Consider the following 11,580-nt stretch of genomic DNA (forward strand, 5'->3'; position numbering starts at 1 on the left):
AAGACTTACTTATCCTACTGGAGCTAGAATAGTTTCATTATAATCAGCCCATGCAGCATCTTTGGCTGAAATAACTGTTGGAGTTATAGGCAATTGGATGCCAAATGCCGGATCATTCCAGCGAAGACCTCCTTCAGCACCAGGTGTATAGAATTGAGTAACCTGATACGTTACTTCTGTTTCATCTTCCAATGTTACAAAACCATGTGCAAAGTCTTCTGGTACGTATAACATTTTGTGGTTTTTCTCAGTTAGTTCTACTGCAATCCACTTTTTGTAGGTAGGAGAAGACGGACGAAGATCAATAATCACATCTAGAATAGCTCCTTTTGTACAACGTACCAGTTTTGTTTCCTGATGAGGAGACCGTTGAAAGTGCATTCCCCGAAAAGTACCTTTTACTTTATTATAGGAAACATTGGTTTGTACTACATTACCGTTCAATCCATGTTCTTCCATTTCGCGTTTACACCATGAACGGCCAAAAAAACCACGTTCGTCCTCTAATTTCTTGATTTCTAAAATAAAGGCTCCTTTAAGTTCTGTTTCTGTGAATATCATTAGCTGTGTAAGTTGGTTTATAAGTTGGTTTGCTTTAGAGTACAGATACAGGGAGTTTTACATCTGAAGAATATAAAACTCGCTGCGGTGTTCCAATTATTTTGCCCAGACAAGTTGACTGTCAATTAATTGCTTGTCCTGAAGTGTGTTCAGTACTTTTAAGCGCATTAGTTGAGAGTTACGGAAGTTGCCATCTGCAAAGCCCATTGCTTCCAGATTTTCTTTCAGTTCCTCAATGGTGTCTATCAATGTTCTTTTTACCTGGTGATTTGGTGCCAACTTTGCATACAAGTCAAAATTTACACGATAAGAACGTTTGTCCGGAGGTGCTTCCTGATTTATAGACACCTGAGTACCAGGAATAATCTGAGCTACTGCTTCTGCAATTTCTTTTACCTGATAATTCCAGACATTACTTCCTGTATTAATTGCTAAAAATTCACCTCCATTGGAAGCTGGACGTTCAATAGCCCATTCAATAGCAATTGCCATATCTTTCACGTTGATCAACGGTCTCCATGGTGTACCATCACTTAGTATCGTGATTTGTTTAGAAGTTACAGCACCTGCAACAAAATCATTTAAAACTAAGTCCAAACGAAGACGATTACTCATACCACATGCTGTTGCAAAACGTAGGCAAGTAATTGTAAAGCTACTGTCTGCTAGTGGTTTAAGATCACGTTCTGTGAATATTTTAGAACGAGCATAGGCTGTTAACGGATTTAATTCAGAATCTTCTGTTTTCGCACCTTCTCCACCTGCACCATATACACTGCAACTAGATGCAAATATAAATGATTTAACACCTGCTGCTTTTGCTTTTTCAGCCAGCGCAATGCTCGATTTATGGTTTACATCAATCGTTACCTCTTCATATTTGTTGCCCATTGGATCGTTAGAAACTGCTGCCAAATGGACAACCGCATCTACACCTTCCAGAATAGAAGCCGGAACGTTACGGATATCACCAAATAATTGTTCATCCAGTTTGCTTTCAGGTAGGAAATCGGCATTGGTTAAACAATTGGCAAAGTATGCCATATCATATCCAATCAATGTCGCTTGAGGAAATACACTACGTAGATGTGCTACTACTCCAGGACCTACATAGCCCATATTTCCAGTAATGAGGATTTTCATGTAAAGTAGATTGTTAGTAAGATTTGAATGATTGAACAGGTATTATGAATTGCTATATATAATAGACAACTATTGCCACACTTTCCAGGGAGCTTTCTTCTGATGCCACATTTCTTCCAGTACGACTTTATCACGAAGTGTATCCATTGGTTGCCAGAATCCTGTATGGCGATAAGCTTGCAGCTGACCATCTTCTGCTAATTTTTCCATAGGCTCACGTTCCCAGATTGTTGTATCATCTTTCAGATACTTAAAGATGCCGGGTTCCAATACAAAGAAACCGCCATTGATCCATGGAGCACCACCATCACCTGTTGGTTTTTCTTTAAATGAGTGAATAGAGGTGTCTTCATCTGTTAGTGTAAATGCACCAAAACGACCAGGTTGCTGAACAGCTGTTAATGTAGCTAGTTTGTTTCCTTTCTTATGATATTCAACCAGTTCAGTGATATTTACATTACTTACACCATCACCATAGGTAAGACAAAAACTACTATTACCTACATATTCTTCCACCCGTTTCAAACGACCTCCTGTCATTGTGTCTTCTCCTGTATCTACTAATGTAACCTTCCATGACTCTTTGGGAGTTCTATGAATAGACATAGTATTGGTACGCAGGTCAAAGGTAACATCAGAGTTTAACAGATAATAATCTGCAAAATAATCTTTTATAATATGTTGCTTGTATCCGCAGCAAATTACAAAATCATTAATTCCATGGTGTGAATAAATTTTAAGAATGTGCCAAAGAATAGGTTTGCCACCAATTTCAACCATAGGTTTTGGACGGATACCACTTTCTTCGCTGATACGAGTACCAAATCCACCAGCAAAAATAACTGCTTTCATAAGGGAATAGTTGTAAAGATGAGGTAGGGGTTTATGAAAAAACTAAAATAAATTCAAAAAAAGTCGTACAATTCCCCTAATCTTCTACTTACCAACTTCACAGCCAGAGGAAAAGATTTTACTAGTACAGTAACCAATAGTATATTAATTAAGGACGATCTCTTTTTTCTCAGAATTAAACCGTTGCAAAGCCATTTCTGCGACTGTTTTTCCTATCGAAAGAGAGGACGTGGCAGCAGGAGAGGGGGCATTACAAACATTTATGATATGCTTATCTTCTAAAATCATGAAATCATCGATCAAACCACCTGTTCGGTCGCAAGCTTGTGCCCGTACTCCCGCATTTCCTGGAATGAGATCATTTTCCTGAATTTCAGGGATAAGTTTTTGGAGTGCTTTAGTAAAAGCTGCTTTGGAAAAAGAACGATAATATTCTCCCAAACCGGTACGCCAGTATTTGGCTGCTACTTTACGGAATCCTGGCCAGGCAATAGACTCTGAAAAATCGCTCCAGTTAAAATCTGTTTTTTTATACCCTTCGCGTTTAAATGAAAATACAGCATTCGGACCAGCTTCAACACCACCTTTGACCATACGTGTGAAGTGAACTCCTAGGAATGGGAAATTAGGATCAGGAACAGGATAGATAAGTCCTTTCACCAGGTATTCTTTCTCTTTCTTTATTTCGTAATACTCTCCTCGGAAGGGGATAATCCGGACATTGATATTTTTGTGAGTGAGAGCTGCAATCTTGTCAGAGAATAGGCCAGCACAGTTGATAACCAACTTAGTCTCAAAGGTTTGTTTATCTGTAATTACTTCTGTTGAAGTGCTTCCAGGTTTAATATCCAGTACTTTTTGTTCATGCAGAATTTCGCCTCCTAGCTTTTTGAAAACTTCTGCATATTTATAAGATACGTCTGTATAGTCAATGATGCCTGTGTAAGGAACCCAGATTCCAGAAATGCCACTACAGTGTGGTTCATGTTCCCGAATCTCTGCCTGTGAAATTTTTCGGATATCTGTAAGTCCGTTTTGAATACCGCGATTATAGATATTTTCCAGTGCAGGAAGTTCTTCCTGGCTTGTTGCTACTATAATCTTGCCACACAGGTCAAATTTTATATCATTCTCTCTGCAGAACTCAAGTAGTTCATTGTACCCATTGATACAATTAGTAGCTTTTAGACTACCAGGTTTATAGTAGATGCCCGAATGGATCACCCCACTATTATTACCTGTCTGATGTTTGGCTAATTGCTTTTCTTTTTCAAGAAGAATAATTTTTAGGTCAGGTTTGTTTTTCTTTAGACGAAGTGCTGTAGCTAATCCTACAATTCCTCCTCCTACAACAAGAATGTCATATTTCATCGTATAGTAAATTAATTGTTTCTATGCTGGTTGGATATAGTCCGAGGTACAACCACGCAACTTTATAAGCCAGTATCCAAATGAATTTTTACAAGTCCGAATTTACTACTATGTATGATAATTACAAGTATTCATACGGGTAGCAATTGAAATGTAATTTATGGCGTTTTACTTTTCTTTAGTTGTATAATGGCTTTATATGTAAACATGAGTAATGACTATGAATAAGTAAGTATTTGTTTTTCAGTCATATTTTTTTTGTTTTGTCTGTTTATATTATTTTTTTATTGTATTATTTTTATTTATTATTTGATTTATCTGGAGTAAACAGAGAGTGAATTTCCTGAAAAAATAGTAAACGCTGCCTCAAAAAAATCTTGTTTTTGGAAAAATGAGACTTGCAAGTTTTCATAGAGTCTTCTATGTTTTGGCTACCAGTGTACTCATTAACTGGTAGCGATATTTCATTAGTTACTTTGTCTGCCATCTCTACATTTCTATAATAACTCTGCTAGAGTTTTATGTTGTGTCGGTACAACGTGTTTTCGCTGTAAGCTATTGATTACTAGTTTATTCGTTTGTTTAAAGCTTTTCACGTGAAAACTTTTTCTGTGGTTATAGTTATAATTATGTTAAGTGTTAATTTTAATTAATTTTTGGATAATATATGGATAAGTAATGGATAATAATAGGATTCGTTAGGATGGTAAAGATTTTCGATACAGTGTTATACAAATAGAATCGTTATTTACATGGAATAGTTGTACTTATGTTATATTTTTGTCGCTTTTGAGAAGCTTTTTTTCTGACTATGTGTTTATTTGCAAATAGTTCTGTCTTGATAATATTCTATAGTAAGTAAAAAATAATGAAAGATATGAGAATTGCTATTCTGGATTTGTATGATGGATCAGCCAATGAAGGAATACGGTGTATAAAAGAATTAATGTTATCTTTTGCTCAAACTACTACTGTAGATGTTTCTTTTACTATTTTTGATGTAAGACAGAAAAACGAAATACCTGATCTGAGTTATGATCTGTATATTTCTACAGGTGGTCCAGGTAGTCCTGTTGAAAGTGAAGGGACAGAATGGGAGCTTTTGTTTTTTGAATTGATGAATAACCTTCGTGATTACAACAGAAGATTTCCTGAACATAAAAAATACGTTTTTCTGATAAGCCATTCCTTTCAGATTTTCTGTCGATATTTTGAATTAGGTGTTCTCACTCAGCGTAAATCACATGCCTTCGGTATTTTTCCTGTGCATCGTACTGTTCATGGACTTCAGGAATTATACTTTGAAAATCTGGATGATCCATTTTGGGTGGTAGATAGCCGAGACTGGCAAGTAACACAGATTAATGAAATAAAACTGAAAGAGTGGGGTGGGCAGATTCTCTGTTATGAAAAGCTAAGACCTCTTATTGATCTGGAGCGGGCTGTAATGGCTATTCGTTTCGATGAAGCTTTCTTTGGAACGCAATTTCACCCTGAGATTGATGCGGCTGGTATGTTGCGTCACCTGGATACAAAAGATAAAAGAGAGATTATTATTGCCAACTATGGAATTGATAAGTATCATGAAATGATACGTTATCTAGCAGATCCGGATAAAATAGCATTTACTTATCAGACAATCCTACCTACATTTTTACGAATAGCCCTTCCTCATTCTATAGAATTGTGATATGATCTGAGGAAATATTTGTATTTCCATTCGTTTCGCTTACTTTTGGCATTGTCAACTTTAGGGGTGTCAGTATTTTTACTGACTGAGATCAAACCCTCACAACCTGATACTGTTCATACGGTCGTAGGAAAAAGTTGGATGCGGTTTTGTCATCCCCTGAGTTGTTATTTTGGACAAATAAACGGAATAACATGCAACTCAATCCGCATCAAATCTGGCGTGATATCCAGGCCATTCGATCTGCCCAACCTTTAATACATAATATTACCAACTTTGTGGTTATGAATACTACTGCCAATGCTTTACTGGCAATAGGTGCATCTCCAGCGATGGTGCATGCAACAGAAGAAGTGGAAGAGTTTGTTTCCATTTCACAGGCATTGGTTGTTAATATAGGTACACTGGATACAAATTTTGTGGGTGGAATGGAATTGGCAATGAAACAGGCACATAAACTCAACAAGCCCATCGTATTTGATCCGGTAGGAGTGGGGGCTACGTCTTATCGGAATAAAATCAGCACTCAATTAATCCAAGCTACACCACCTTCTGTCATTCGTGGAAACGCTTCAGAAATAATGGCTCTAGCCGGATTGGATGCTCAAACAAAAGGTGTGGATAGCATCTATGGGTCTGAATCTGCTCTGAATGCTGCGTATTTTTTAAGCAAGAAGTATAACTCTACAGTGGTTATCAGTGGAGCGACTGATTTTATTATACATCAGGATAATATGGTATCAACCGCTAACGGACATCCCCTTATGTCTAAGGTGACTGGAATGGGATGCACTGCTACTGCATTGATTGGGGCATTTGTAGCTGTTAATCCAAATTACTTTGAAGCTGCTGCTCATGCAATGGCTGTTATGGGAATAAGTGGGGAAATCGCAGCAGAGAAAAATCCATATCCTGGCAGTCTTCAGGTTAATTTCTTAGATACGCTGCATAAGTTAACAGGAGACGATATTCTGTATCGTTTGCAAGTAACATCATAAATAGGAAAGGTATTCCTGTGGTTATATCAATTATTATGTTAACTTACTATTTGGGTACTCTTATCGTATAGCCAGGGGAGAATAAAGTATGTCAAAATTATATTTAGTGACAGATAGTCTTATTTGTCAACAGGCAGGACACAATGTTGAATATGTGGTCGAGCAAGCGTGTAAGGCTGGTGTAAATTGGGTTCAGTTACGGGAAAAAGATCTGTCAATAGAAGATTTTATTGCCTTGGCTCATAAGGTGTTGGCTATTACCCAAATGTATAATGCTAAATTGATCATCAATGATCGAGTAGAGGTTGCTGTGGCAGTTGATGCAGATGGAGTACATATTGGACAAGACGATATGTCTTATACCCAGGCAAGAGAACTAATGGGCTATACAAAAATTATTGGTTTGTCTGTTAATAATCTGCCTGAGCTAACTACTGCCAATGCTCTGGATGTAGATTATGTAGGGATTGCGTCTATCTTTTCGACAACTACAAAACTGGACACAACCTCTGAACTTGGCGTTGAGGGGTTAAGAAGTTTGTGTACACAAACCAAACATAGTACATACGCTATTGGGGGGATTAATCAGACAAATATTCAACAAGTTATCCAAACGGGAGTAACTGGAGTTGCCGTTGTCTCTGCCATTTGTGGAACCGCGTCTCCGTATGATGCAACACGAACTTTAATTCAACTTATCGAAAACGCATGAAAATCTATAAACGTGTATTGACAATTGCTGGTTCAGACAGTGGAGGAGGTGCAGGCATTCAGGCTGATTTGAAAACGTTTGCTGCATTGGGGTGTTATGGGATGTCTGTTATCACTGCATTAACTGCTCAAAATACCCAATCAGTAAGTGCTATCTCTTCTGTATCTGCTGATTTTGTTGTTGCACAACTGGAAGCCGTTTTGACAGATATTGGTACAGATGCTGTGAAAATAGGAATGATTCATCGTGCCGATATTATTGAAGCGATTGCCGAAACGTTACAGGGATACCGAGTTAGAAATATTGTGCTGGACCCTGTTATGGTTGCTAAAAGTGGTGACAAGCTACTACAGGATGAGGCGATTGAAAGCCTAAAAAGATATTTACTTCCTATCGCAACTGTTATTACTCCCAACTTACCCGAAGCTGCTGTATTGACAGGTAAGAATATTCAGGATATAACAGAAATGAAAGAGTCGGTTATTGAACTGGCTCAGTTAACTCAGGGATATATTTTATTGAAAGGCGGACATCTGGAAGGTAATGAAAGTGTTGATATTTTATATCATGCACAAACTGACCAGTTAAGCACGCTTACCTCGGAACGTGTCCATACTGTTAATTCTCATGGGACGGGCTGTACTCTTTCGTCTGCGATTGCAGCTGGGCTGGCAAACGGATTGTCTGTATCTGAGGCTGTTGTTGCAGCTAAGGAATATCTGACAAATGCATTGAAAGCGGGTGCTGAATATACACTCGGATCAGGACATGGTCCGGTGCATCATTTCTTTTCATACTGGTCATAAAATAATTTTTAGCTATTGAAGTTCTCTCACATGCTTCATAGTAAACTCTTTTATTCTCTTAGTTTTATATGAGTACCTTTTCGGAAAGTCTTTGGAATAATAATCTGGATATTTACAACTTTATAACTAATACTGATTTTATCCAACAGTTATCTGATGGTTGTTTGCCGGAGGAGAAGTTTCGGTATTATATCCAGCAGGATGCTCTGTATCTGGCTGATTTTGGCAAAGCTTTAGCTCTTTTGGCTGTTAAAGCTACTGATCAGTCGCACATGTTACAATTCCTTCAGTTTGCTCAGGGGGCAGTAATCGTAGAAAAAGCCTTACACGAAAATTATTTTCGTTTATATAACATTACAGGGGGACCGGAAAAGATGCCTGGGTGCTTTGCCTATACTCATTTCTTAGTATCCACTACTGCTATTCAGCCATTGGAAGTTGGAGTAGCCGCCGTACTGCCTTGTTTCTGGATTTACCGGGAAGTGGGAAAGTATATACTGAAACATGCTGCTACTCCTAATCCTTATCAGCAATGGATTGATACCTATGCCGGAGATGAATTTGATACCCTGGTTACCCAAATGCTGGAAATTACCAATACTTTGGCAGCTCAAACAACAGATAGCCTCAGAGCCCAAATGCAGGAGGTTTTCAGGTTCTCCTGTAGAATGGAATGGACCTTCTGGAATGATGCCTATGTACTCAATGCCTGGAAGCCTGTCTGAGGTCTTCTGAGCTTGTTAAAAAGACTCCTGCCACAAAAGGTTGAATAGGTGATTTTGGAGGGATCTTGTGAAGCAGTAAGGACATAGATTACAGAAGCAATTCTTACGTGGCCTAAAGCCATCCAGTGAAGTAATAAAACCAAACGTTATGGGGGTATTGGGTCAAGGAAAGATGCTTTCTACAAGAAGCGGGGTAAACGTGGAAAGATAGGGGAAGGATTGGGGATAGATGTAACTACCTGACAATGAGACGGGGTGAGATGGGTCGTTTTTTTGGCCTGAAACACTTCCAGAAGATACAGAAAAAAGAGGAAACAGAGAGCTATATATACTATAAATAGAATAGAATATTTATATATATAATATAGAGAGAATCTTACCTCTCTTACCCCGCCTCATTGTCAGGTCCTTAATCTTACCCCAGATATTGCCCACATCCTACCCCGTCTTACCCCAAAAGAGAGAAAGTACAGTTTGAAGTGCTAAAAACACAATTATCTGAATCATGGATGGTACGGATTGAAAAAATAAAAGGTCAGGCATCTTCTGAACCAAACAAAATCAATTACCTACCAAAATGCCCATCTGAACTATGTAAGGTCTAACCTACACCATATCGGTCTTTGGTGTGGTCGTGACTGCCTCATGAGTGTGCCTAGCTTCCCACAAACCTGGTTTGAGATATATCCGATATTGTAAGTAAGCCGCCAATCGCCCATAATGCTATCTTTTTAATCTGTGACTAAAAAACGGAATGCAGTGAACTATGCGCAAAGAGGGTAATAGGGGAGGTCTAGCAGTCTTCAACAATGCCAGGCGAGGTGGTGGACACCTGGTAGTTTTGAACTCAATTTATTTATCCAGATAGATGCAAAAAGTTTATCTAGTGTGTCAATACGTTAGAGTCGGCAATAACAATGTGCCAGAATCGAGTTGTTTTAAGTTGTTATCCAAATTAATTTTTTCGTTATACTGGATAATGTTATCCGTTTTGTGGGTATTATGTTTTTGGATAATTAAGCTAAACTGCTTAATTCATATCAATTGCTTGGATCGTATCATTCCCGATCTAGTATCTTGGTTAGGTACATATCAACCTTTCTTTTGGTAATAAGCTTGCTGATATAAAAGAACAAGATGATCTTTAATACAAATACCATCGTAATTAATGAAACAGAAATATGTACATTCTTAAAGCCCAGCATACCATACACAGCCTGTAAGGCTGCATATAGATAAAATAGAGGAATAAAGAAAACTCTGGCAGATGGTGATGTATTGAAGAAATGTGAACTGAGTTTGCCAAAAAACATAGACATGGCAATTGAGGTAAATAATGAATAGATCAGGGTAGGCAGATTTTGAAAGTCTCCCAGATATACTAATCTGTCGCATAGAGATAGTATAAACAAAAGAACAGATACGATCAGAATTACTTTCATAACCGACAGAAAGAATTGATTACGAGAAGGATGTTGTTCTGTTGCTATACTTTCGGTATCCAGAATAAAATAAAGATAAAAGTATAAGACCGGGCCAATCAGATTCAGCAAGTCTGCAACAATCCAGGATATTCCTTTGAATTGAAGATAATGGTTTTTAAGATTGTCAAGAACGGCTGCATTACCTTGTAACTGAGCTATTTCTATATCTCCTAACATGCCTGACTCTATACTCCATTTGAGGGCAAACCATAAATAAAGAAAAAACAAACTAATCCATATTCCAATCCACCCACTCTGAAACTGCTCCAGTGTCGTCTTTATGATACTGCTTGCTAGATTGTCTACATACTTTTTTCCTCCCAGGTCTTCATCATAATAGTAAATCATGATCAATACCAGAATGATCAGGCTTTGAATCAGTGAGGCAATAGAAAGGCTAAGATAGTATCCCTTCTGTTGAGTCTCTATGATTTGGTCAGGTGGTGACAAAAAAGAAAGATATCCACCCTGTATACAAAAATATAGAACTACTCCTATCACAAAGACCAGACTTAGAGTTGAAAGTGCAAGAAGTAGCACCTGCCTTATCGAACAAAAGTTAATCCCAAAAAGGACAAATTCTTTGGGTGTAAGCTCTGAGTGTTTGGTGGCAGATGGGTGAATGGTATAATAATCTGAAAGGAATTTGTGCCAGGTACGTCCACTTTTGGCTCCTTCTTTAAATTCGGATAGTCCACCAACAGGCATTTGGTAATATTCACAGCAGTAGGCTTCTAATAATTCAATGCCAGGATAATTGCTGATTGGAACAGAGCTTTCAGCAATAGCATCCGGAAAATATTCTGTGTTTCGGATGCCGTTAAAAATATCTTCGAATCTTTTGGAATCAAACTCGCCGGTATATAATCCATAGTTGTTTGCAATGTATTGACGAAATTGTTTTCTGTTTTCAATGAGGTTCTTATCCTCTCGTAAAGAGACATGGAATTTTTTTTGCCAGATAGTATCCAGCAGGTGATAGTAAGCAGGTAGTTCTTTTACTTTAACAACAGGCATAAGGCGTTATAATGTCAAACCAATAGATAGGTAATGTGTCAATAAAAAATAGGCATTTAGTGTATTTTTCCAAATCTACTGAAAACTATCAGGAAAAAAGCCAAATAAAATATCAGCCAGGGTTTACGTGTGATTCTGAAAACGTTTAATGCTGTTTTTTCTTGTATAATAAGCTGTTTTTTAGGTTTTTACTACTTTTCTCTATCATGTGTAATCCGGAT

Annotated in this window: 10 protein-coding genes and 1 riboswitch; of the genes, 5 read left to right on the plus strand and 5 right to left on the minus strand. The window is 37.8% G+C overall.

Going from position 1 to position 11,580, the window contains the following annotated elements; all coding sequences use genetic code 11:
* Window positions 1-9: 9 nt before the first annotated feature.
* The 4 genes from rfbC to lhgO form a co-directional block, all read right to left on the minus strand.
* Window positions 10-561, minus strand: a complete 552-nt coding sequence (rfbC, locus tag QNI22_RS04335) for a dTDP-4-dehydrorhamnose 3,5-epimerase (RefSeq protein WP_314509404.1) — start codon at window positions 559-561, stop codon at window positions 10-12.
* Between the two features lie 96 nt (window positions 562-657).
* Window positions 658-1,704: an NAD-dependent epimerase/dehydratase family protein gene (locus QNI22_RS04340; protein ID WP_314509405.1), complete on the minus strand. Its 1,047-nt coding sequence runs from the start codon at window positions 1,702-1,704 to the stop codon at window positions 658-660.
* Window positions 1,705-1,773: 69 nt separating this feature from the next.
* Window positions 1,774-2,556 (minus strand): glucose-1-phosphate cytidylyltransferase, encoded by a 783-nt coding sequence (rfbF, locus tag QNI22_RS04345; RefSeq protein WP_313984576.1) that lies wholly within the window; start codon window positions 2,554-2,556, stop codon window positions 1,774-1,776.
* Between the two features lie 144 nt (window positions 2,557-2,700).
* Window positions 2,701-3,927, minus strand: a complete 1,227-nt coding sequence (gene lhgO / locus QNI22_RS04350; RefSeq protein ID WP_313984578.1) for an L-2-hydroxyglutarate oxidase — start codon at window positions 3,925-3,927, stop codon at window positions 2,701-2,703.
* Between the two features lie 877 nt (window positions 3,928-4,804).
* On the opposite strand from lhgO, the gene QNI22_RS04355 reads away from it, so the two are divergent.
* The 5 genes from QNI22_RS04355 (at window position 4,805) to tenA (ending at window position 8,858) form a co-directional block, all read left to right on the plus strand.
* On the plus strand, window positions 4,805-5,617 hold the full coding sequence (locus QNI22_RS04355) for a glutamine amidotransferase-related protein (RefSeq protein WP_313984580.1): 813 nt from the start codon (window positions 4,805-4,807) through the stop codon (window positions 5,615-5,617).
* Window positions 5,618-5,669: 52 nt separating this feature from the next.
* Window positions 5,670-5,767: riboswitch (TPP riboswitch) on the plus strand.
* 44 nt (window positions 5,768-5,811) lie between these two features.
* Window positions 5,812-6,615: a hydroxyethylthiazole kinase gene (thiM, locus tag QNI22_RS04360; RefSeq protein WP_314509406.1), complete on the plus strand. Its 804-nt coding sequence runs from the start codon at window positions 5,812-5,814 to the stop codon at window positions 6,613-6,615.
* Window positions 6,616-6,703: 88 nt separating this feature from the next.
* On the plus strand, window positions 6,704-7,327 hold the full coding sequence (gene thiE, locus QNI22_RS04365) for a thiamine phosphate synthase (RefSeq protein WP_314509407.1): 624 nt from the start codon (window positions 6,704-6,706) through the stop codon (window positions 7,325-7,327).
* Window positions 7,324-8,133: a bifunctional hydroxymethylpyrimidine kinase/phosphomethylpyrimidine kinase gene (gene thiD, locus QNI22_RS04370; RefSeq protein ID WP_314509408.1), complete on the plus strand. Its 810-nt coding sequence runs from the start codon at window positions 7,324-7,326 to the stop codon at window positions 8,131-8,133. Before thiE ends, thiD begins: the two co-directional genes overlap by 4 nt.
* A gap of 68 nt (window positions 8,134-8,201) precedes the next feature.
* A complete protein-coding gene (gene tenA / locus QNI22_RS04375) occupies window positions 8,202-8,858 on the plus strand; it encodes a thiaminase II (protein ID WP_314509409.1) in 657 nt (218 codons plus the stop codon).
* 1,058 nt (window positions 8,859-9,916) lie between these two features.
* Here the strand turns inward: tenA and QNI22_RS04380 are convergent.
* The gene (locus QNI22_RS04380) at window positions 9,917-11,359 is read right to left on the minus strand and encodes a hypothetical protein (protein WP_314509410.1); all 1,443 of its coding nucleotides are present in this window, start codon (window positions 11,357-11,359) and stop codon (window positions 9,917-9,919) included.
* Between the last annotated feature and the right edge of the window lie 221 nt (window positions 11,360-11,580).

This window comes from Xanthocytophaga agilis (assembly GCF_030068605.1).
Lineage (GTDB): Bacteria > Bacteroidota > Bacteroidia > Cytophagales > 172606-1 > Xanthocytophaga > Xanthocytophaga agilis.

Excerpts from the sequence above, each read along its gene's own strand:
- rfbC (WP_314509404.1), bottom strand. The coding sequence starts at position 561 with ATGATATTCACAGAAACAGAACTTAAAGGAGCCTTTATTTTAGAAATC.
- QNI22_RS04340 (WP_314509405.1), bottom strand. The coding sequence starts at position 1,704 with ATGAAAATCCTCATTACTGGAAATATGGGCTATGTAGGTCCTGGAGTA.
- rfbF (WP_313984576.1), bottom strand. The coding sequence starts at position 2,556 with ATGAAAGCAGTTATTTTTGCTGGTGGATTTGGTACTCGTATCAGCGAA.
- lhgO (WP_313984578.1), bottom strand. The coding sequence starts at position 3,927 with ATGAAATATGACATTCTTGTTGTAGGAGGAGGAATTGTAGGATTAGCT.
- QNI22_RS04355 (WP_313984580.1), top strand. The coding sequence starts at position 4,805 with ATGAGAATTGCTATTCTGGATTTGTATGATGGATCAGCCAATGAAGGA.
- thiM (WP_314509406.1), top strand. The coding sequence starts at position 5,812 with ATGCAACTCAATCCGCATCAAATCTGGCGTGATATCCAGGCCATTCGA.
- thiE (WP_314509407.1), top strand. The coding sequence starts at position 6,704 with ATGTCAAAATTATATTTAGTGACAGATAGTCTTATTTGTCAACAGGCA.
- thiD (WP_314509408.1), top strand. The coding sequence starts at position 7,324 with ATGAAAATCTATAAACGTGTATTGACAATTGCTGGTTCAGACAGTGGA.
- tenA (WP_314509409.1), top strand. The coding sequence starts at position 8,202 with ATGAGTACCTTTTCGGAAAGTCTTTGGAATAATAATCTGGATATTTAC.
- QNI22_RS04380 (WP_314509410.1), bottom strand. The coding sequence starts at position 11,359 with ATGCCTGTTGTTAAAGTAAAAGAACTACCTGCTTACTATCACCTGCTG.